Genomic DNA, 22,248 nt, shown 5'->3' on the forward strand with positions numbered 1-22,248 from the left:
GGAGCCCGCGATGACTGATTCCCCGTACCGTGCCCGCCGCGAGCGCGTCATCGAACAGATGCGCAAGGCCGGCGGCGGTGTCGCCATCCTGCCGACCGCGCCGGAAGTGCCGCGCAACCGCGACAGCGACTACCCCTATCGTCACGACAGCTATTTCTATTACCTGTCCGGCTTCACGGAGCCTGACGCGGTCGTGGTGCTCGACAGCCGCACGGGCCACGCGATCCTGTTCTGCCGCGCGAAGCACGAAGAGCGCGAGATCTGGGACGGCTATCGCTACGGCCCGGAAGCCGCGCGCGAGACCTTCGGCTTTGACGCGGCCTACCCCATCGACGAAATCGACACGCGTGTGCCGCAACTGCTGGCCGACGCTCCGGCGCTGTTCTATGCGCTAGGGGCTTCGGCGCAGCAGGATCGTCAGGTCCGCCACTGGCTGAGCGCGGTGCGCGCGCAAGGTCGCACGGGCGTGTCGGCACCGTCTGTCGCTCGCGATATCCGCGCAATCCTCGACGAGATGCGGCTGGTCAAAGACCCCATCGAACTCGATATCATGGCGCGCGCAGGCAAGATTTCGGCCGAAGCCCATGTGCGTGCGATGAAAGCGTCGCGCCCGGGGCTGCGCGAATATCACCTCGAAGCCGAGCTGCTGTACGAATTCCGCCGCAACGGTTCGCAATTCCCCGCTTACGGCTCGATTGTCGCCACCGGCGCCAACGCCACAGTGCTCCACTATCGCGCGGGCGACGCCAAGCTGCGCGACGGCGACCTTTGCCTGATCGACGCCGCGTGCGAACTCGATGGCTACGCGTCGGACATCACGCGCACGTTTCCGGTCAACGGGAAGTTCACTGCCGCACAGCGCGAGCTGTACGACATCGTGCTCGCCTCGCAACAGGCCGCCATCGACGTGACGCGCGCCGGCGCACGCTTCGACGCCCCCCACGACGCCGCCGTGCGCGTGCTTGCCCAGGGCATGCTCGACACGGGCCTGCTCAAGCGCGATGCGGTGGGCAGCCTCGACGACGTGATCGCCAACAAGTCGTTCAGCCGCTTCTACATGCACCGCACGGGGCACTGGATCGGCATGGACGTCCACGATTGCGGCGAATACCGCGAGGACGGTCCGAACGGCGAACGCCCGTGGCGCACACTGGCCGCGAACATGGTGATGACGGTCGAGCCCGGTATCTACGTGCGGCCCGCGCCCGATATCGACGAGCGTTACTGGAACATCGGCATTCGCATCGAAGACGATGCGGTCGTGACCGCCGACGGCTGCATGCTGCTCACGCGCGACGTGCCGGTCGATGCCGACGAGATCGAAGCGCTGATGCGTGGCTGATGACTGACGCACAGGCTTCCCCTGCCGCCATGTCGACAGCGCATACCGAACCTACCGAACAGGCCGCGCACACGGCGCATGACGACCGCGCCCGCCGTTTCGACGTGGCGATCGTCGGCGCCGGTCCGGTCGGCACGGCGCTCGCGCTGCTGCTCGCGCAACGTGCGCCGCAGTTGCGAATCGCGCTGGTGGACGCGCGCGGTGCGCAGGCCGGCTATGACGACCCGCGCACGCTGGCGCTCTCGCATGGCAGCCGCGAGATCCTCGCACGCGCAGGCGCCTGGCCGCACCACGGCGCGGGGCTCGCCAGCACACCGATTCAACATATTCACGTTTCGCAGGCGCGGCGCTTCGGCAGCACCGAAATCGATTATCTCGATCACGGGGTACCGGCGCTGGGTTACGTGGTGCGCTACGGCGCCTTGATGCGCGCGCTGGACGCCGCCATGTTGGGCGTCCCCACCCGCGTCGCGCACGCGCCGTCAACGTCCGCTGCGCCAGATGGGCGGGAGGCGCGGGAGGCGCGGGAGGCGGCGGATGCACTGGATCGACCGGGACTGCATCACTTCCGCCCCTATCGCGCGATCGCCCTGCGTCAGGACGCCCAAGGCGTCACGATTACCCTCGGCACGACCGTCGACGATCACGTGCAAACGCTGCACGCCGCGCTTGCCGTGAACGCGGAAGGCGGCCTGTTCGAGCGTCAGACGGCCCGTCCTCACGCGCGAGACTACGGTCAGACCGCGCTCGTCGGATTCGTCACTTGCGAGCTCCCGCGCATCGGCTGGGCATGGGAGCGTTTCACGCCGGACGGCCCGCTGGCGTTGCTGCCGCAGGAAAACGGCTACGCGCTGGTGTGGTGCTGCTCCCACGCCGAGGCCAACCGTCGTCGCGAGCTGGACGATGCATCGTTCCTGAGTGAGCTGCACACCGCCTTTGGCGACCGCATGGGCCGGTTCACCTCGATTGCCGGCCGCGCGGGCTTCCCGCTGGGCCTGAACGCCCTCGGCCAGGTGGTCGACGGCCGGGTCGCCGCCATCGGCAACGCCGCGCAAACGCTCCACCCGGTCGCGGGACAAGGTTTGAACCTCGGCCTGCGCGACGCCTTCGACCTGGCCGATGCACTCGTTCGCGACAGTCGCGGCGTACCTGGCCCGGCAGCCCTCGCCGCCTTCGCCCGCCGGCGTCGCGCCGACCGCGGCCTCACGATCCGCATCACCGACCTGCTGCCCCGCGTCTTCGGCATCGACGCCGCCCCCGTCGCCTTGCTGCGCAGCGTGGCCCTCGCCAGCCTCGACCTCGTTCCGCCGCTCAAAACCGCTTTCGCCCGCCAGATGATGTTCGGCCAGCGCGGCTGAGTGTCCGGCTTCCCGGGCGGTCCGGCCGGCCCGCCTGCTCATTTTTTAGGCGACGGGAATGGGTTTTCGCAGTAAAATACAAACTTTTTCCCGCCTTTTCCCTTCATCGTGCATATCGGCCCCCACGAACTCCGCAATAACCTGTTCGTCGCCCCCATGGCGGGCGTGACGGATCGGCCGTTCCGCCAGTTGTGCAAGCGACTCGGCGCGGGCTATGCCGTCTCGGAGATGGTGGCCTCGAACGCCCAGCTCTGGAAGAGCGAGAAGACGATGCGGCGTGCCAATCACGCGGGCGAAGTCGCGCCGATCGCCGTGCAGATCGCGGGCGCCGACCCGGCCATGATGGCCGAGGCCGCCCGTTACAACGTGGAACGCGGTGCGCAGATCATCGACATCAACATGGGGTGCCCGGCCAAGAAGGTGTGCAACGTCGCCGCCGGATCGGCCCTGCTGCAAAACGAACCGCTCGTCGCCCGCATCGTGTCCGCCGTCGTTGGCGCCGTGGGCGATGCGGTGCCGGTCACGCTGAAGATTCGCACGGGCTGGGATCGCGAACACAAGAACGCCCTCACGGTCGCCCGCATCGCCGAAGACTGCGGCATCAGCATGCTCACGGTGCACGGCCGCACGCGTGCCGACCTCTATCACGGCGATGCGGAGTACGAGACCATCGCTGCCGTCAAGGCCGCAGCGCGCATTCCGGTGGTCGCCAACGGCGATATCGACTCGGCGCAAAAAGCCAGCCACGTGCTGGCAGTTACGGGAGCCGACGCCATCATGATCGGCCGTGCGGCCCAGGGGCGTCCATGGCTGTTCCGCGATATCGAGCTGTTTCTCACGACGGGCGAGATTGCCTTGCCGCCGCGCGTCGACGAGATCCAGCAAATCATGAACGAACACCTCGAGGATCATTACGAGTTTTACGGGGAATACACCGGTGTGCGGACCGCGCGCAAACATATCGCGTGGTATTCGCGTGGCCTGCCGGGGGCAGCCACGTTCCGCCAGCGGATGAATACGCTCGACACCACGCAGGAACAGTTGGCTGCAGTCAACGAGTTTTTCGAACAGCAGAAGGCGCACTCGGACCGCCTCTGCTATGAACAAGAATCGCCGAGGGAGCTATTAGCCGCATGAGCAAAACAAACATAGAACAATGCGTGCGCGACAGTCTGGATTCGTATTTCCGCGATCTGGATGGCGCACGGCCACACGATGTCTACGATATGGTCGTCTCGGTCGTCGAGAAGCCGCTGCTCGAGTTCGTGCTCGGCAAGGCCGACGGCAACCAGTCGCTCGCTGCTGAATACCTGGGGATCAACCGCAACACGCTGCGCAAGAAGTTGCAGCAGCACGGCCTGCTCTAGCCGTTGCGCGCGAGCGGGAGGCCATCGAGATTCATGCGCCGCCCGTCAGCCCCATCGCGGGGCGCGCCTGCGTCGACGACGTCGCAAGGTGCACGCCCCATTTGCCCACGTCGCCCGTTTTTGCCGCTTCACTACCGTCCGTCATGATTAAGCAAGCTCTCATTTCCGTCTCCGACAAGACCGGCATCGTCGACTTCGCCAAGTCGCTCGCTGCGCAGGGCGTGTCGATCCTCTCCACTGGCGGCACCGCCAAGTTGCTGGCTGACGCCGGCCTGAAGGTGACCGAAGTGGCCGACTACACCGGCTTCCCGGAAATGCTCGACGGGCGCGTGAAGACGCTGCATCCGAAGGTTCACGGCGGCATTCTGGCCCGTCGCGATCTGCCCGAGCACATGGCTGCCCTCGCGCAGCACGACATCCCGACAATCGACCTGCTCGTGGTGAATCTGTACCCGTTCGTGCAGACCATCGCGCGCGACGACTGCTCGCTCGAAGACGCCATCGAGAACATCGACATCGGCGGCCCGACGATGCTGCGCTCGGCCGCGAAGAACCATCGCGACGTCACCGTGATCGTCGATCCGGCCGACTACGCCGTGGTGCTCGACGAAATGAAGGCGAACGGCAACACGGTCGGCTACGCCACGAACTTCCGTCTGGCCACGAAGGTGTTCGCCCATACCGCCCAGTACGACGGCGCGATCACGAACTACCTCACGAGCCTTGGCGAGTCGCTGCGTCACACCGAGCGCTCCGCCTACCCGGCCACGCTGAACCTCGCGTACACGAAGGTGCAGGACATGCGCTACGGCGAGAACCCGCATCAGAGCGCGGCGTTCTACCGCGACATCGTGACGCCGGAAGGCTCGCTGGCGAACTATCGCCAGCTCCAGGGCAAGGAACTGTCGTACAACAACATTGCCGACGCCGATGCGGCGTGGGAATGCGTGAAGACGTTCGACGCACCCGCCTGCGTCATCATCAAGCACGCCAATCCGTGCGGCGTGGCCGTGGCTGCCTCGCCGGCCGACGCCTACGCCAAGGCATTCCAGACCGATCCGACCTCGGCCTTCGGCGGCATCATCGCGTTCAACCGCGAAGTCGACGAAGCGGCCGCACAAGCGGTCGCCAAGCAGTTCGTGGAAGTGTTGCTCGCGCCGTCGTTCACCGAGGCTGCCAAGCAAGTCTTCGCCGCCAAGCAGAACGTGCGCGTGCTCGAAGTGCCGCTCGGCAACGGTGTGAACCAGTACGATTTCAAGCGCGTGGGCGGTGGCCTGCTGGTGCAGTCGCCGGATGCGAAGAACGTGGCCCCGCATGAACTGCGCGTGGTGACGAAGCGTCATCCGACGCCGAAGGAAATGGAAGACCTGCTCTTCGCCTGGCGCGTGGCCAAGTACGTCAAGTCGAACGCCATCGTGTTCTGCGCCGGCGGCATGACGCTGGGCGTGGGCGCCGGTCAGATGAGCCGTGTCGACTCGGCGCGCATCGCCAGCATCAAGGCCCAGAACGCCGGCCTGTCGCTGAGCGGCTCCGCCGTGGCCTCGGACGCCTTCTTCCCGTTCCGTGACGGGCTCGACGTGGTGGTCGACGCGGGCGCGACCTGCGTGATTCACCCGGGCGGCTCAATGCGCGACGATGAAGTCATCGCCGCGGCCGACGAACGCAACGTTGCCATGCTGATGACGGGCACTCGTCACTTCCGTCACTAAGCCCTCGCCACGATGACCCTCGCCGGGTCATCGACAGGCGACAGGACAGGACACCCAGGATCGTTTCCGGGTGTCCTTTTTCTTTGCGCCAGTCTCAGAAGTAGTGCGCGAGACCCACGGCCACACCGACTTGATTGCTGCCCGGCACAATGCTCGTGCCGTAGCCGGTCACCCCCAGATTGGAGCCGTTCTGATTGCGCGAGAAGCCGACTTCCGCGAACAGTTGCGTGCGCTTCGACAATAGGTACGCGGCGTTGGCGGCCAGCAGGTACGGGTGCTGATTGGCCGAGGTGATGTTGTTGTAGTAGATCGCTCCCGAGAGGATCACCTCGGTCACCGGCCGGTACTGCAAGCCGGCGAAGTAGAGTTCATTACGGCCTGCGGCGCCGGGCACATCGCTCAGATACCACCGGTATCCGACGAACGGCTTGAAATTGCCGATGGCGTAGCTTGCCCCCGCCGCCACGCGCTGCGTGGTATTGCCTTGCGTCGCGACGGACGTGCCGCGTTGCTGGTCGTACACGAGCGAGACATTGAGCGGACCGTTACCGTACCCGACCGACACGCTGTACTCCTTGCCCACGCGCCACTGCCCCGGCACCTGCGCGCCGTTGGCGATGGTGGCGTCGTAGCCCGTCGAGAACAGGCCAGCGACCTTGAGGCCGTTGAAGTTGCCGGCGTACTTGATCGAGTTGTCGGCCTTGCCGACGAACTGGGCGTCGAGCCCCGGCAGCGAATAACTGTAGTACGAGAGCGGATCGAGTTCGAGGAACGCATCGTAGATCAGGTTCTTCTGGCGCCCCATCGTCAGTGCGCCCCACGGGTTCTGCAAGCCGACGTAGGCCTGACGACCGAACATCCGCCCCCCCTGCTGAAGCTGTCCCGAATCGAGATTGAAGCCCGCCTCGAGCTGCATGATCGCCTTGAGGCCGCCGCCAAGATCTTCCGATCCTTTGAAGCCGAACCGGTTGGCCACCTGAGACCCGTTATTCACACGAAAGAGCGACTGCTTGCTGCCGTTCGCGCCGGTGCCTGCGTTGCTGAGGTATTCCAGACTGTTGTCCAGCATGCCGTAGATTTGCAGCCCATCCGCTTTGGCGCAGCCCGCCCCAAGCGTCAACGCCATTGCCAACCAGACCTTGTGTTTCATGACATCCCCTGTTTTTTATATCGGATTACAAACCATTGATGCATCATGCCGTTCGCGCCCGGCATTCCCTCGTGCCCTGCAAGTGACTGACTGAAATGGCACTTGAAACGCCATTGCGCAGCGCCGTGATCTCCGCCAGAATCGCCAGCGCAATCTCCGGCGGCGTGCGCGCCCCCAGCGGCAAGCCGACCGGCCCGTGCAAGCGGGCGATCTGCGCCGCGCTCAGATCGAACATCGCCAAACGCTCGCGACGCGACGCCTGATTACGGTGCGAGCCGATGGCACCGACATAGAACGCCTCGGACTTGAGCGCTTCGAGCAATGCCATGTCGTCGAGCTTCGGGTCGTGCGTGAGCGCCACAATCGCCGTATTGCCATCGGGACGCAGACGCACGATCAAGTCGTCCGGCATCTCTCGCGCGTGGGTGACATGGACGCTGCGCGGGGTGTCGCGTGTCACCTCGTGGATCTCGCGGGGATCGCATATCACGACCTGATACCCCAGCGGCAGCGCCATCGTCACGAGATGCTGCGTCAGTTGCCCGTCGCCGATCACGATGATTCGCCAGCGCGGGCCGAACGGTACCGTCAGGCGCATCGGCGTATAGCCGAACGCGGCCGGTTCCGTCACACGGCGAATACGTGCCAGCCCGGTGCGCAAATCGAGTTCGCGCACCCCGAGCCGACCGTGGCCGATGGCCTCGCGCATGGCGTCGAGCCCACTGCTCGGGGTCACACGCTCGATGACCAATTCGAGCGTGCCGCCACACGGCAAGCCGAAGCGGTGTGCCTCATCGGCGGTGACGCCATACGTCTGCACATGCGGTCGCAAGCCCGGCCGAAAACCGCCCGCCACCTTGGCGAGCAGATCGTCCTCGATGCAGCCGCCCGAGACCGACCCGGCAATGCGCCCGCACGCGGCGAGCGCCATCATCGCGCCGACGGGACGCGGCGCCGAGCCCCACGTCCGTGCGACGGTCGCGAGCAGCACGTCGTCGCCCCGGGCCTGCCAGCGCGCCACGGCGTCCAGCACATCGGCGTCGACCCCGTCCATCAGGCGTGCCCCTTGCCCGCTACCGCCGCCTCATGCCCATCAAGGGTCAGCGCGCGGGCATCGGCCACGGTCTGCGGCAACGGCATCGAACGCGCACGCACGCCGGTGGCGCGCCGGATTGCTTGCGCCACGGCCGGGGCCACCGGCGGCAGCGACACTTCGCCACAACCTTGCGGCGGACGGTCGCTGGGCACGATCACGGTCTCGATGGTCGGCATCTCGACGAGATACAGGAGCGGGTAATCGCCGAAGTTGCTCTGCGCTACGCCGCCCTCCGCGAAGGTAATCTGGCTCTTGAACGTGTTGGTCAGCGCAAAGCCGATGCCGCCTTCGAGGTTGGCGCGGATCAGGTTTGGGTTGATCGCACGGCCGCAATCGACGCCGCACACCACGCGCTCGATCTTGAAGCGGTCGTTCACAACACGCAGCTCGACGGCGATCGCGACATAGGTCGAGAAGGCCGCACCGCGCCCCGTATAGGTGCAGTAGCCGAAGCCGCGATGCACACCGGGTCTGGCCTTCGTGTGCCAACCGGCCGACGCCGCCGTCGTCTCGATCACCCGCGTTGCCAGCGCATCGTGTTTGAGCAGTCGCTTGCGATACTCGACAGGATCGGCGCCCGCCGCATCGGCCAACTCGTCGATAAAGCTCTCAAGAAAGAACACGCTTGATGTGGAGCCGACCGAGCGCAGGAAGCTCACGGGAATGTTCGGCTGCGGCACGTCGATGCCTTCGACGCGCAGATTCGGCACGGCGTACGCGAGGTCGTAGAGCCCGTCGAGCATGGTCTCGTCGTAACCGGCCTTCTCGTAGTGATCCTTCTTGATGACGTTGTAGAGCGACTGCCCGGCCACACGCACATGCAGCGCCGTGGGCAGGCCGTCATGTCCCAGCACCGCCTGGAAGCGTCCAGAAGCACAGGGGCGGTAAAAGCCGTGTCGCAGGTCGTCTTCGCGCGAGCGAATCACCTTCACGGGACGCCCAATCGCCGCCGACGCCACCGCCGCATGGATCACGAAATCGGGCACGTATTTGCGTCCGAAACTGCCGCCGAGGAAGGTCGTGTGCAAGATGACCTTCTCCGGTGGCAACTTGAAGATGCCCCCGAGCGCCCAGCGAACTTTGTCCTGCCCCTGGATCGGCCCCCAGACCTCGATCTCGCCTTTGTCCTTGCGCACGTGCACGGTGGCGTTCACCGGCTCCATCGTCGCGTGGACGATGTACGGCGTGTGATAGTCCGCCGTCACGACCTTGCCGCCGGCCGTACCTGCGGCACCGGCAGCGATGAGCCCCGGGGCGTCGCCGATGTCGGTCGCAATGCCCGCCTTCCCATCGACGAGCGCGGCACGGCGCTGCGCAAATATCGTCTCGCTGTCCCTCGCCGCCCCGGTTTTCCATTCGACGTCGAGCGCGTCGCACGCCTGCTTTGCCCGCCAGTAGTCGTCTGCCACGACGATGATGGCGTCCTTTGCCTGGACGACATCGTGCACACCCTTGCGCGCCTTGACCTCGTCGCGATTGCGCACCGACAGCGGGACACCCCCCGTGGTCGGCGCCATGCGCACGGCGCCGACGAGCATGTCCGGCACCTTCACATCGATGCCGAAGACGGCCGATCCATCGACCTTCGATGGCGTATCGAGACGCAACACCGGCTTCCCGATCAGCGCATGGGCAGCTTCGTTCTTCAGTCGCGGATGCGAATTCAGCGGCACCTTTGCCGCCTCGGCAGCCAGCTCACCGTACCCGAGCGAGCGCCCCGATTGCGGATGGATGACGCGACCCTCGCGCGTCACGCAGTTGGTCGTGCGAACGCCCAACCGATGTGCGGCCACCGCGACCAGCGCTTCGCGCGCCTGCGCCCCGGCGATGCGCAGTCGCTCGTAGAACAACGTGACCGACATCGAGGCGCCCACGAACTGCTGCAACGCCTCGTTGGCTGCCGCCGTCCGATAAGCATCGCGCGCAGTCACGAATTCGACGCGCACGCGGCGCCAATCGGCGTCGAGCTCGTCGGCGAGTACCTGCGGCAGCCCCGTGTAGACCCCCTGCCCGACTTCGCATTGCGAGAGTCCGAGCACGGTCGTGCCGTCGGCGTCGATGCGGATCCAGTCATTGATTTCGATGAGGTTCTCGCCCGCCGCACGCGCTTCGGGGCTGGCCACCCACGACGCCGAAATCGGAATCAGCAGACTGCCCGCCGCCAGCGACATCCCTTTGAGCCAGTGACGACGGGACAGTGAGGCGGGGAGATCGGAAGCGGCCTCGTTGACGGCGGCCAGGGTGCGCTCAGCGTTTTGCAGCGGCATGGATCGCCTCCCGGATACGGTGATAGGTCGCGCAACGACAGAGGTTGGTCATCGCCTCGTCGATCTGGGCATCGGTCGGATGTGGATGCTTGTCTAGCAGCGCCGCGGCCGCCATCACCATGCCGGACTGGCAGTAGCCGCACTGCGGCACATCCTTGGCGATCCAGGCCTGCTGAATGGGATGCGAGCGCGTCGGCGACAAGGCCTCGATGGTCGTGATGCGCTTGCCCGCCACGCTCGAGACGGGTAACACGCAGGTGCGCGTGGCCACGCCCTCGAGGTGCACCGTGCAAGCGCCGCACGCGCCAATGCCGCAGCCGTATTTGGTTCCGGTCAGCCCCGCGGCATCGCGGATGACCCACAGCAAAGGCGTGTCGCCATCGCCGTCGAAGACGAAGGGCCGCCCGTTGAGTTGGAATTCCATTGACTCTCCCGTTGTGACTGCCGTCTGCCCCGGCGCGCGTCACGGCGCACCGGCAGAGGGTGAGTGAATTCTCACAACGAGAAAATTGGCGAACAACGGCCGCGCGGCCCGAAAAGGATGCCGTTCGTCCAGAGACGGGAAAACCCTCACGAGCGCGGCATCGCGCTCGCCCTAGTTGCCCAGCGCGCAGCTTCTAAGGTATTCGCGCGGCGGCAGGCCGTAGCAGCGTCGAAAGGCGCGGGTGAACGCCTTCTCCGACGCGTAGCCGACGGCATCGGCCACGTCGGCGATCCGCACGCCTGTACCCGCCAGTCGCTCGGCGGCCAGGTACATGCGGTGTGTGGTGAGATACGACATGGGCGATTCGCCCACGAGGTCGCGAAAGCGCAGGCAAAACTTCGAGCGCGACATGCCGGCAATATCCGCCAGTTGCTCGACCGTCCACGACCGCTGGGGGGTGTCGTGCATCGAGGCAATGGCGCGCCCCAGTTGGGGATCGCTCATGCCGCGCAGCCAATGCGTCGTCGCCCCGCCGGCAGCGCCGAGATACGCGCGCAGGATCTGTATAAACAGGACATCGGCCAAACGCGCAACGGCCACGCGCCATCCCGCGCCACGTTGCATCGACTCTTCGATGAAGCCAGCAAGGGTCGTGGTGAGCCGCGCGGGGACGGCCGGATCGCCGGCACGGATATGAATCACCGGCGGGAGCGATGCGAGCAACGGGTTGCGCAAACGCTCACGGAACATCACCACCCCGGTGTAGAGATCGCTCACAGGCCCCGCACCGCCCGCGCGAAACGCGAGTGGCGTGTCGAGCCGGGGCTCGATGCCCTGGGCGGACATCAGTTGCTCGAAAACGACCGGCGGCTCATCCAGCGACGAGCACATCACATGTTCGTGCCCATGCGGCAACAGCACGCAGTCGCCCGGCTCCACGCGCACCGGCGCCATGCCGGCCACGACGAGATAGAACGGCTCGCCCGTCGCCGTGCGAAACGGCGCACCGTCCAGCGCGGGCTTGCGCAGCGACCAGGGCGCACCGAACGTGAAGCGGCCTGTCACGACCGCATCCGCTCGCAAATCGTTGAGAACGTCGCTCAGCGGGTCCATGCCACCCCGCCTTGCATGACGCGAAGGTTAATGCGTTTCATGGGTGGAACTTCGATTTATCTGTGGATAAATGGAAGTATGCCGTTTCGCTGACTGGAAAAGAATCGGGATCGGCCTAGGGAAAATACGAGGGCGACGGGGAGGCGCGCATCGGGGCGCGGCATCAGGCGAGCCGGATGGGAAGGGGGGGAGATCGGCCTGTGGGCGTCTGCACGGCACAGGCCAGGGGGTCACCGTCGCGAAAGTGTCGTCAGGAAGAGGTGGGCGGGGCTTGCGTCGGCCCGCAGTTCACAGACATCGCCACCGTCGACGCGAAGCGCATGTCCCTCGGGCACGCTCACGGTCTGGCCGTCCGCGAAGGTCGCCCGCACCTGCCCTTGCGCACAGTAAAGGAAGGCGACGGCGTCGGCGTCCGTTGGCAGCGACCACGTCACGGCGTCGCCATCGAGCCGATGCTGCGCCAGCGTGTGCTGCCATGCGGCGCGGCGCGTCATGACATTGAAGTCGTCGATGGGCACGCCGGCCGTCTCAAGCGTCGGCGTACTGGTCACGGCCAACTCGCCGCCGAAGGCGTACGGGGGTGTGCGTGTGGAGAGCGTAACGCCCGGGCGGCCTTCGACATCGAGCGCGAGCGTGCCGCCCCGCACGATGGCCAGCGATCGATCGATGCCTGGGAACACGGAGAACGGCCCCGGGCTTGCGACCGTGGCCGTGCTGATGCGCCAATCGAAGCCGTCTTCACCGGAACATCGGGCCACCGCCAATTCGGTCGTCACGCCCAAACCGTTCTTCCACGGCATCTTTTGAAAGTCGGCCGGGCCGAGCACTTGCAGTTTCATACGACGTCTCTGACGAACTGGCGGCTTAACCAGCGGCTTATTGGCGGACTTCGCCGTGTCCGAACACGACATACTTCAGACTCGTCAGGCCCTCGAGACCTACCGGCCCGCGGGCGTGCAGCTTGTCGTTCGAGATGCCGATCTCGGCGCCCAGACCGAACTCGAAGCCATCGGCGAAACGCGTGCTCGCGTTGATCATCACGCTGGCGGAATCGACTTCGCGAAGGAATTGCATCGCGGCGGTGTAATCCTCGGTCACGATGGCGTCGGTGTGATGCGAGCCGTAGCGATTGATGTGCGCGATGGCCGGCGACAGGCCGTCGACGATCTTGATCGCCAGCACTGGCGCCAGATACTCCGTCGACCAGTCTTCCTCGGTCGCCGACACGATGTCGGCCACTCCGGCGGCGTCGAGCGCCGCGCGGGTGCGTTCGCAACCCCTCAACTCGACCTGCTTGCCCTGGAACATGCGCGCGATGGCGGGCAATTGGTCGATGGCCTGCTGGTCGACGAGCAAGGTTTCCATCGTGTTGCAGGTGCCATAGCGGTGCGTCTTGGCGTTCTCGCAAATCGCCAGCGCCTTCACCGGATCGGCGCGACCGTCGACGTAGACGTGGCAAATGCCGTCGAGGTGCTTGATCATCGGTACGCGCGCGTCCTGCATCAGGCGCGCGATCAGGCTCTTGCCGCCGCGCGGCACGATCACGTCGACATAGTCGGTCATCGTGATGAGTTCGCCGACCGCGGCACGATCAGGCGTGCTCACGACTTGCACGGCGTCGCCGGGCAACCCACTTGCCGCCAGCGCCTGGGCAATCAGGGCCGCCAGCGCCGTGTTGCTCTCGATGGCTTCGGAGCCGCCGCGCAGAATGGTCGCGTTGCCCGACTTCAGGCAAAGCGCGGCCGCGTCGATGGTCACGTTGGGACGCGATTCGTAAATGATGCCGATCACCCCTAGCGGCACGCGCATCTGACCGACCTGAATACCGCTCGGCTGCACGCGCACGTTGCCGATCTCGCCGATGGGGTCCGACAGGCCCGCGATCTGGCGCAGACCTTCGATCATCGTGCGCAGCGCCTTGTCGGACAACGTGAGACGGTCGATGAACGCCGCGTCCTGACCGTTGGCCCGGGCCCGCTCGAGATCGCGGCGGTTCACGTCCTGCAACATCGCGCCATCGCGCTCGATGGCATCGGCAATCGCGAGCAGCGCGCGATTCTTGGCGGCGGTGTCGGCACGCGCCATGGCGCGCGACGCCTCACGGGCGCGCTGGCCCAACGATTGCATGTAGGCTTTGATATCCATATCGTCTGTTTCGCAGTTCTCTTGGCGACGCTGTCGTCAGTGCATTCGGTTGGCTTTCGGTGCAGGCCGCGGTCGCGGAAATCGGACAGCGCTGCACGATATGTCGCCGGTCATGCGCCAGATTGTCCGTCAATTGTGGGAACCTTGCTGGCGCGGCTCCCGTGTCTCGGGAGCCAGTCTCCGGCGTTCGGCAGGGATTTGGGCGCGGTCTACGCGGGCACCGGACGGGGTGCGCGAGCGGAGCGCGCCATCGGCGGTCGCTCGCCGGCGAGCAGCAGGCCGAGTTGCAGCATGCCGTCCCAGGGATCGCCGGGCAGACCATCGGCCCGCAAGCCCTTGACCTGCCGGTCCAGACGCGCGGCCAACTGCAGGGCTTGCGCAAGCCTGACAGGTGTCACGCGATTGGCTGCCTGTTCCATCAGGCGCTCTCTCGGCCCCCAGACCCGATACTCGCGCAGCAACATCGCGAGCGGCTTGCCAGCCGCCATCCCGCGCGTGATCTTGGCGAGTGTGCGCACTTCCTCGGTCAACGCCCACAGGACGAGCGGCGCCGCTTCGCCCTCGCCGCGCAGGCCGTCGAGCATGCGCACCAGCCGGGCAGCGTCGCCGGCCAACACGGCTTCGCTGAGTTTGAACACGTCGTAACGTGCCACATTCATCACGGCGTCCTGCACCTGCTCGAACGCGAGCACGCCCGACGGATACAGCAGGCCCAGCTTCTGAATCTCCTGATGCGCCGCGAGCAGGTTGCCCTCGACACGATCGGCGATGAATTGCAGCACGCGTCGCCCGGGCTCACCGGCTTCGACGCGCTGCCCTTGTGCGGCAAGACGCTGAGCAATCCAGTCCGGCAGACGGCTCCGGTCGACCGGGTCGATCTTGATCGTCACGCCCGCGCGATCGAGCGCCGTGAACCAATCGGATTTGGTCGCTGCCGCATCCAGGCGGGGCAGCGTGACGATGGTCAGGACGTCGCTGTTCGCGGCACCGGCGTGCGCCTTGAGCGCGGCGCCCCCGTCCTTGCCCGGCTTTCCGCCGGGAATGCGCAACTCGATGAGCTTGCGGTCGCCGAACAGCGACATGGACTGGCCCGCATTCGCGAGCGCCCCCCAGTCGAAGCTGCGCTCGACGCTGAGCACATCGCGCTCGGTGAAGCCGCCCGCACGCGCTGCCGCGCGCACGCGATCCACTGCCTCCTGCACAAGCAGGCTCTCGTCGCCGTAAATCGTGTAGATCGGCGAGAGGGTCTTGGCGAGATGCGCGTCGAGCGCGTCGGGACGCAATTGCATGGCGGCAGGCGTTACTCTTCCGGCTTCGTCGTCGGCAAGGACTTCACGGCTTCCATGCGGCGAATAATCTGTGCGACCGCATCTTTCTGCATGTCGCGGTTGAGCAGTGCACCTTCCGCGTCACGCGCGGTCGTTTCGCTGTCGCTGTAGGGCAGATTGCGCGTCAGGCGAATCGTGGTCAACGGGATGATCGGCGTGCCATCCGGTGTCACAAGCTGGAAAGTGAACGCACTGCGCAGCTCGTATTCGCGTGCCTGGCCGTTGGCATCGAGACTGACGGCCGTACGCGATGATGCAGTGTTCACGATCTCGAGGCGAGCATCGGCATCCTTGGGCTCGGTCACCACGACCGTGTCCTTGCTGCCGTACCGGATGTAGCGGGAGATGTCGGTCGCCATCTGTCCACCGCCCGAAATGTACAAACGGTGGAACGCGTAATCGCTCGCACCGCGCAGTTGGAAGCCGCACGCCGACAACGCGAGCGCGCAACCCAGCAGGGCAATCCCACCGAAGATCCTGCGCGTCATACCGACGCCTCGTTGCCCGGATGTCATTTGCACGTGATGTGCCCTCTTGTCACCAAACGTCATCAATTCATCGACCGGCGGCAATGATTGCCGCCTCAGATCACTACATTCACGAGACGGCCCGGCACGACGATGACCTTCTTCACCGGCTTGCCTTCCCCAAACTTGGCGGTCATTTCGTGCGCCAGGGCGGCCTGTTCGATGGCTTCGCGCGAGGCATCCTTCGCTACGCGCACGGCGCCACGCACCTTGCCCGCCACTTGCAGCACGAGTTCAATTTCGTCCTGCACCAGCGCGGCTTCGTCGACGTCCGGCCACGACGCATCGAGCAGATCGCCCTGTTGCGCCGCGTAGCCCAACTCGACCCACAGCCCGTGCGTGACGTGCGGCACCACCGGGTAAAGCACGCGCAGCAGAATGCCGTAGCACTCGCGCACTGCGCCGGCACCGGCCGCGCCCTTGTCGCTCTCGATGGCATTGAGCATCTTCATCGCCGCGGACACGACCGTGTTGTACTGCACGCGCTGATAGTCGTAGTTGGCCTGCTTGAGCACGCCATGAATCTCGAAACGCAGCGCCTTGGCCGCCGGGTTTGCCGTATCGATGGCGACGTCCGCCTGACGCAGCAGTGCGGCCTGCGACTGGCCAAAACCCCACAGACGTCGCAAGAAACGGCTCGCGCCTTCCACACCGGCTCCGGACCACTCGAGCTGCTGCTCGGGCGGTGCCGCGAACATCACGAAAAGGCGCGCCGTATCGGCACCGTACTGATCGATCAACGACTGCGGATCCACGCCGTTGTTCTTCGACTTCGACATCTTCTCGATGCCACCGAGCGTCACGTCCGCACCGTCGGCCTTCGACGTGGCACTGACCGGACGGCCCTTGTCGTCGAACTGCACTTGTACGTCGAGCGGGTTGAACCACGTCTTCTTGCCCGAGGCGTCTTCACGATAGTAGGTCTCGTTGAGCACCATGCCCTGCGTGAGCAGGTTCTGCGCCGGCTCCTTGAAGCTCACCAGGCCCAGATCGCGCATCACCTTGGTCCAGAAGCGCGAGTACAGCAAGTGCAGAATCGCGTGCTCGATGCCGCCGATGTATTGGTCCATCGGCATCCAGTAGTCGGTGCGCGCGTCGACCATGGTGTCGGCGTCCGGGCAGGCATAGCGCGAGAAATACCACGAGGAGTCCACGAACGTGTCCATCGTGTCGGTCTCGCGGCGCGCCGGCTTGCCGCACTTCGGGCAATCGCACTTGAGGAACGCTTCCGACTTGGCCAGCGGGTTGCCGGTGCCGTCCGGCACGAGGTCTTCGGGCAGCACGACCGGCAGATCCTTCTCGGGGACAGGCACCGCGCCGCAAGACTCACAGTGAATGATCGGGATCGGCGTGCCCCAGTAGCGCTGGCGCGAAATTCCCCAGTCGCGCAGACGGAACGTGACCTGCTTGTCGCCCACACCCTGCGCCTTGAGATCGGCGGCGATGGCGTCAATGGCGGCGGCGAAGCCCAGGCCGTCGTACTTGCCGCTGTTGACCAGCGTGCCGCTTTCCTTGTCGCCGTACCAGGCCTGCCAGGCTTGCGTCGAATAGGTCTCGCCCGACACCGCGACGACCTGCTTGATCGGCAGGTCATACTTGCGGGCGAACGCGAAGTCGCGCTCGTCGTGGGCCGGCACGCCCATCACCGCGCCCTCGCCGTAGCCCATCAGCACATAGTTGCCGATCCACACCTCGACCTTGTCGCCGGTCAGCGGATGCGTGACGAAAAAGCCCGTCGGCATGCCCTTCTTTTCCATCGTGGCGATGTCAGCTTCGGCCACGCCGCCCTGCTTGCATTCGGCGATGAACGCCTGCAGGTCGGGGCGCTCGGCGGCCAGGCGCGTCGCGAGCGGATGCTCGGCGGCGATCGCGCAGAAGGTCACACCCATGATCGTGTCGGCCCGCGTCGTGAACACGCGCAGCAGCTTGCGCTCACCGTCCAGCTCGTAAGGAAAGCCGAAGTTCACGCCGAAGCTCTTGCCGATCCAGTTCTGCTGCATCACCTTCACGCGCTCGGGCCAGCCGAGGTCGTCCAGGTCGCCGAGCAGTTCGTCGGCGTATTCGGTAATGCGCATGTAATACATCGGGATTTCGCGCTTTTCGATGAGCGCGCCCGAACGCCAGCCTCGACCGTCAATCACCTGCTCGTTGGCGAGCACGGTCTGATCGATCGGGTCCCAGTTCACGGTGCCGGTCTTCAGATAGACGACGCCCTTCTCGAGCATCTTCAGGAACAGCCACTGATTCCAGCGGTAATAGTCCGGCTTGCAGGTGGCGACTTCGCGCGACCAATCGATCGCCAGGCCCATCGCCTGCATCTGCTTCTTCATGTACGCGATATTGTCGTATGTCCATTTGGCCGGCGGCACGCCATTGGCCATCGCCGCATTCTCTGCCGGCATGCCGAAGGCGTCCCAGCCCATCGGCATCAACACGTTGTACCCGCGCATGCGCATCTGACGGTACATCACGTCGTTGATGGTGTAGTTGCGCACGTGGCCCATATGCAGCTTGCCCGACGGATACGGCAGCATCGAGACGCAATAGAATTTCGGTTTGTCCGCGCGCTCGGTGGTCTTGTAGGCGTCGATCGCCTGCCAGTGGGACTGGGCGGAGGCTTCGACGTCGGCGGGAACGTATTTTTCTTGCATGATGGGTCGGCGGATAGGATTCGGCTCGGCTTCGGCCCCGCCGGTGCGCGGCAGAGGGCGCGCAGCACGCTAGCGTTTTGGGGCAGATCCGGGGAAAACGATGATTATAACGCCGCCGGCAGCGGATTCGGCGCGACGGCGACAAGCGGGTGCGGCCTTGCGGCCACCTTGGCACGGATGCCCGTCGATGCGTCATGCCATGCGCGGTGGCGTGGGTCTGCAAGGGCGGTGTGCGGTGCCGGCTGGCGCATCCTGGGCCGCGTCATGCGACGCCTCGATGCACGTCCGGCAACTGTCACGCGAGCGAACGCTGAGTCAGCGCAGGCCGAGGACGTCCTGCATATCGAACAGGCCGGTCTTGTGTTGCGCGAGGAAACGGGCGGCGCGCAGCGAGCCTTGCGCATACGACAGACGGCTCGACGACTTGTGCGTGATCTCGATGCGCTCGCCGATGCCGGCAAACAGCACCGTGTGATCGCCAACGATATCGCCGCCGCGCACGGTCGCGAAACCGATGGTCGACGGATCGCGCTCGCCGGTCACGCCTTCGCGGCCGTAAATGGCGCATTCCTTCAGATCGCGGCCCAACGCGTCGGCCACCACTTCGCCCATGCGCAGTGCCGTGCCCGACGGCGCATCGACCTTGTGGCGGTGGTGCGCTTCGATGATCTCGATGTCGTAGCCCGTGTTCAGAATCTTCGCCGCGACTTCGAGCAGTTTGAACGTGGCATTCACGCCAACGCTCATGTTCGGGGCAAACACCACGGCCACGCGCTCCGCCCCGGCCGCCAGACGCGCCTTGTCGGCTTCCGAGAAGCCGGTCGTGCCGACGATCATCTTCACACCATGCTTTTCGGCGGCGGCCAGATGCGCCAGCGTGCCTTCCGGACGTGTGAAGTCGATCAGGTATTGCGCGTTGGCGAGTGCCACATCGAGATCGGCGGTGATCTTGACGCCCGTCTCGCGCCCCAGGAAGGCGCCCGCGTCGTGGCCCAGCGCCGGGCTGTCCGCGCGGTCGAGGGCGCCGACCAGTTCGGCGTCGTCGGCCGCCAGTACGGTTTCAATCAGCATCCGGCCCATACGGCCGGAGGCGCCAGCAATCGCAATCTTCATCATGGAATTCTTGACTCTTCAGACAGCTTACTTGGGCATCGAGAACAGGCCACCGCCGGAGGTCACGCGCGGCGACGGGACAAGCCCCGTGCCCGTAGCCGTCGCCGTACTGCCCGACGCGCCACCGGTAGCCGACTGCGCGCTGGACGCCGACTCGGAAGCGGCATTCGTTGCTGTCGCGGCGGTCGACACGGTAGCGCCGTCGGATGCGGCCGGTAATGCGGTCGATGCGGTGGACGGGGTGGAGGTTTCGGCCGCGGCAGCACTTGCCGTCGACGGGGCAGCGGCGTCGGTCTTCACCGACTTGCCTTTCTGACCATCGATTTCCTGCACCAACTGGTACTCGGTCGGCAGATTTTCTCCGCCTTCCCAGCGCGCCAGCGTATCGCCGTCGAAATACACCTTCAGGTGGCGCTCTTGCACCACCGACGCGTTGCCGCGCTTGAAGTAGAAGACGTAGTCCCAACGATTCGCATGGAAGATGTCTGTGAGCAGCGGCGTGCCGAGCAGTTGACGGACCTGATCGCGCGTCATGCCGGCCTTGAGTTGATCGTAGGCCTCTTTGGAAACGAAGTTGCCTTGAACGATGTTGATTCGATACGGCGTGACCACGCCGATCACTTTGTCGGTCACGCTGTCATACGTAGAGCAACCGGCCAGGGCCAGGAATGCCGCCGCAGCGCAGACGGAGAGCGGAAGGGAGAGATAACGACGCAAATCTGACTCGCTTTCAAAAAAATCGAACTTGAATCCGGCACGCCGGGCGCGCCGCCACATCGCCCCCGTTGACGGCACAAACCGTCCCGATTGCCCCGGTTTGCGCCCGGGCAAGGCAAAAAGGCATTATTATTGGGGCTGTATTGTACTCTAGGGACGTAGAGCGATGCCGAATCCCGCCGATCTGAAAAATATCGGACTGAAAGCCACGCTTCCGCGCCTCAAAATTCTGGAGATTTTTCAGAACAGCGAGGTGCGCCATTTGACCGCTGAAGACGTCTATCGTCATCTGCTCAACGAAAATCTCGATATCGGCCTGGCCACGGTTTACCGTGTCCTGACGCAATTCGAGCAAGCGGGACTATTGTCGCGCAGCAACTTTGAATCCGGCAAGGCCGTTTTCGAACTCAACGAAGGGCATCATCACGATCACCTCGTGTGCCTTGACTGCGGGCGTGTCGAAGAGTTCTTCGACGCCGAGATCGAACGGCGCCAGAAACTGATTGCCAAGGAACGCGGCTTCGCGCTCCAGGAGCACTCGCTCGCGATGTACGGGAGCTGCACGAAAGACCCCTGCCCGCATCGTCAAAAGAATTAAACGTTGTTTCGGCAGAATGTCTTCCGATGAAGACATTCTGGGATCCTCCCCAAGCCCGAGCCCCTGATGTATTGAGTGTTCATACGCATCGTCGGCGAAGCCCCAGACCTTGAACTGCGGAGAGATGCCGCCATCGGAGCCAGAGCAGGGTGCCAAACGCATGACGGCGCCGCGCAAGGGTACTTACAGTGGACAATGACAGCCGCTGCTGTCGCGTAAGCCTCCGACGTCCAGCACGACGCCTCACACCAAAGAAAAAGCCGCTGTCTCACGACAGCGGCTTTTTTTACGACAGACGTCGAACCCGATTACTTCGCCGACATCAGGGCAACGGTCGTGTCGAGCATGCGGTTCGAGAAGCCCCACTCGTTGTCGTACCACGAGCTGACCTTCACCAGACGGCCCGACACCTTGGTCAGCGTGCCGTCGAAGTTCGACGAGGCCGGATTGTGGTTGAAGTCGACCGACACCAGCGGTGCCGTGTTGTACGTCGCGATGGCCTTGAGCGGGCCTTCAGCAGCGTCCTTCAGAATCGCATTGACTTCGTCCACCGTCGTGTCGCGCTTGGCAACGAACGACAGGTCAACAATCGACACGTTGATCGTCGGGACGCGAATGGCGTAACCGTCGAGCTTGCCGTTGAGTTCCGGCAGTACCAGACCCACGGCCGACGCCGCGCCCGTCTTGGTCGGGATCATGCTCATCGTGGCCGAGCGCGCACGACGCAGGTCTTCGTGATAGACGTCCGTCAGCACCTGGTCGTTGGTGTAGGCGTGCACCGTGGTCATCAGGCCCGTTTCCAGACCGATCTTCTCGTGCAGCGGCTTGACCAGCGGGGCCAGGCAGTTCGTGGTACACGAGGCGTTCGAGATGACCGTGTCGGTCGCCTTGAGCACGCCTTCGTTCACGCCGAACACGATGGTGGCGTCGACATCCTTGCCGCCCGGCGCCGAGATGATGACCTTCTTCGCGCCGCCCTTCAGGTGAGCACCGGCCTTTTCCTTCGTGGTGAAGAAGCCCGTGCACTCGAGCACGACGTCCACACCCAGCTCGCCCCACGGCAGTTCGGCCGGGTTGCGATTGGCCAGCACGCGAATCTTGTCGCCGTTGACGATCATGAAATCGCCATCGACCGACACCGTGCCCGGGAACTTGCCGTGCGCCGTGTCGTACTGCGTCAGGTGAGCGTTCGTTTGCGCATTGCCGAGATCGTTGATGGCGACGATTTCGATGTCGTGCTTCTTGCCACCTTCGTAGTGAGCACGCAGTACGTTGCGGCCGATACGGCCGTAGCCGTTGATAGCGACGCGAATGGTCATGGGGGTTTCTCCGTAAGGTCTAAC

19 protein-coding genes are annotated in these 22,248 nt (G+C 64.9%); 6 read left to right on the forward strand and 13 right to left on the reverse strand.

Features of this window, described 5'->3' with window-relative positions:
- Positions 1-10 precede the first annotated feature (10 nt).
- The 5 genes from PEP31012_RS03480 to purH all read left to right on the forward strand — a co-directional run bounded on the left by PEP31012_RS03480 (position 11) and on the right by purH (position 5,776).
- Entirely contained in the window at positions 11-1,342 is a 1,332-nt protein-coding gene (locus PEP31012_RS03480) for an aminopeptidase P N-terminal domain-containing protein (protein ID WP_150587912.1), read from the forward strand.
- Positions 1,342-2,700, forward strand: coding sequence for a UbiH/UbiF/VisC/COQ6 family ubiquinone biosynthesis hydroxylase (locus PEP31012_RS03485; protein WP_246171118.1), 1,359 nt, complete (start codon positions 1,342-1,344; stop codon positions 2,698-2,700). Before PEP31012_RS03480 ends, PEP31012_RS03485 begins: the two co-directional genes overlap by 1 nt.
- A gap of 108 nt (positions 2,701-2,808) precedes the next feature.
- Positions 2,809-3,837 carry a tRNA dihydrouridine synthase DusB gene (gene dusB, locus PEP31012_RS03490; RefSeq protein WP_425494911.1) on the forward strand — a complete coding sequence of 343 codons (1,029 nt, stop codon included), beginning with the start codon at positions 2,809-2,811 and terminating at the stop codon, positions 3,835-3,837.
- Positions 3,834-4,067, forward strand: a complete 234-nt coding sequence (locus PEP31012_RS03495; RefSeq protein ID WP_010803993.1) for a Fis family transcriptional regulator — start codon at positions 3,834-3,836, stop codon at positions 4,065-4,067. Before dusB ends, PEP31012_RS03495 begins: the two co-directional genes overlap by 4 nt.
- 143 nt (positions 4,068-4,210) lie before the next feature.
- Positions 4,211-5,776: a bifunctional phosphoribosylaminoimidazolecarboxamide formyltransferase/IMP cyclohydrolase gene (gene purH / locus PEP31012_RS03500; protein ID WP_150587914.1), complete on the forward strand. Its 1,566-nt coding sequence runs from the start codon at positions 4,211-4,213 to the stop codon at positions 5,774-5,776.
- A gap of 94 nt (positions 5,777-5,870) precedes the next feature.
- Here the strand turns inward: purH and PEP31012_RS03505 are convergent, their stop codons facing one another.
- The 12 genes from PEP31012_RS03505 to PEP31012_RS03560 form a co-directional block, all read right to left on the reverse strand.
- A complete protein-coding gene (locus PEP31012_RS03505; RefSeq protein WP_150587915.1) occupies positions 5,871-6,926 on the reverse strand; it encodes a porin in 1,056 nt (351 codons plus the stop codon).
- Positions 6,927-6,969: 43 nt separating this feature from the next.
- Positions 6,970-7,980, reverse strand: coding sequence for an XdhC family protein (locus PEP31012_RS03510; protein WP_150587916.1), 1,011 nt, complete (start codon positions 7,978-7,980; stop codon positions 6,970-6,972).
- Complete coding sequence (locus PEP31012_RS03515; RefSeq protein WP_425494920.1) at positions 7,980-10,193, reverse strand: xanthine dehydrogenase family protein molybdopterin-binding subunit; 2,214 nt, start codon at positions 10,191-10,193, stop codon at positions 7,980-7,982. Before PEP31012_RS03515 ends, PEP31012_RS03510 begins: the two co-directional genes overlap by 1 nt.
- Positions 10,194-10,269: 76 nt before the next feature.
- Complete coding sequence (locus PEP31012_RS03520) at positions 10,270-10,713, reverse strand: (2Fe-2S)-binding protein (protein ID WP_150587918.1); 444 nt, start codon at positions 10,711-10,713, stop codon at positions 10,270-10,272.
- A 171-nt stretch (positions 10,714-10,884) separates the two neighbouring features.
- The gene (locus tag PEP31012_RS03525; RefSeq protein WP_150587919.1) at positions 10,885-11,826 is read right to left on the reverse strand and encodes an AraC family transcriptional regulator; all 942 of its coding nucleotides are present in this window, start codon (positions 11,824-11,826) and stop codon (positions 10,885-10,887) included.
- Between the two features lie 230 nt (positions 11,827-12,056).
- On the reverse strand, positions 12,057-12,665 hold the full coding sequence (locus tag PEP31012_RS03530) for a HutD/Ves family protein (RefSeq protein WP_174978091.1): 609 nt from the start codon (positions 12,663-12,665) through the stop codon (positions 12,057-12,059).
- Positions 12,666-12,702: 37 nt separating this feature from the next.
- Positions 12,703-13,971 carry a glutamate-5-semialdehyde dehydrogenase gene (locus PEP31012_RS03535; RefSeq protein WP_150587921.1) on the reverse strand — a complete coding sequence of 423 codons (1,269 nt, stop codon included), beginning with the start codon at positions 13,969-13,971 and terminating at the stop codon, positions 12,703-12,705.
- Between the two features lie 209 nt (positions 13,972-14,180).
- Complete coding sequence (holA, locus tag PEP31012_RS03540) at positions 14,181-15,260, reverse strand: DNA polymerase III subunit delta (RefSeq protein WP_150587922.1); 1,080 nt, start codon at positions 15,258-15,260, stop codon at positions 14,181-14,183.
- 11 nt (positions 15,261-15,271) lie between these two features.
- On the reverse strand, positions 15,272-15,787 hold the full coding sequence (locus tag PEP31012_RS03545; RefSeq protein ID WP_174978092.1) for an LPS-assembly lipoprotein LptE: 516 nt from the start codon (positions 15,785-15,787) through the stop codon (positions 15,272-15,274).
- 95 nt (positions 15,788-15,882) lie between these two features.
- Positions 15,883-18,477, reverse strand: a complete 2,595-nt coding sequence (gene leuS, locus PEP31012_RS03550; RefSeq protein WP_150587924.1) for a leucine--tRNA ligase — start codon at positions 18,475-18,477, stop codon at positions 15,883-15,885.
- 315 nt (positions 18,478-18,792) lie between these two features.
- Positions 18,793-19,590, reverse strand: coding sequence for a 4-hydroxy-tetrahydrodipicolinate reductase (dapB, locus tag PEP31012_RS03555; protein WP_150588076.1), 798 nt, complete (start codon positions 19,588-19,590; stop codon positions 18,793-18,795).
- A gap of 27 nt (positions 19,591-19,617) precedes the next feature.
- Positions 19,618-20,223, reverse strand: a complete 606-nt coding sequence (locus PEP31012_RS03560) for an outer membrane protein assembly factor BamE (protein ID WP_246171119.1) — start codon at positions 20,221-20,223, stop codon at positions 19,618-19,620.
- Positions 20,224-20,473: 250 nt separating this feature from the next.
- Between PEP31012_RS03560 and fur the strand changes: the two genes are divergently transcribed.
- The gene (gene fur / locus PEP31012_RS03565; protein WP_150587926.1) at positions 20,474-20,905 is read left to right on the forward strand and encodes a ferric iron uptake transcriptional regulator; all 432 of its coding nucleotides are present in this window, start codon (positions 20,474-20,476) and stop codon (positions 20,903-20,905) included.
- 308 nt (positions 20,906-21,213) lie between these two features.
- Here the strand turns inward: fur and gap are convergent, their stop codons facing one another.
- A complete protein-coding gene (gap, locus tag PEP31012_RS03570; protein WP_150587927.1) occupies positions 21,214-22,224 on the reverse strand; it encodes a type I glyceraldehyde-3-phosphate dehydrogenase in 1,011 nt (336 codons plus the stop codon).
- Between the last annotated feature and the right edge of the window lie 24 nt (positions 22,225-22,248).

The sequence above is a fragment of the Pandoraea eparura genome (genome assembly GCF_902459725.1).
Classification (GTDB): Bacteria; Pseudomonadota; Gammaproteobacteria; order Burkholderiales; family Burkholderiaceae; genus Pandoraea; species Pandoraea eparura.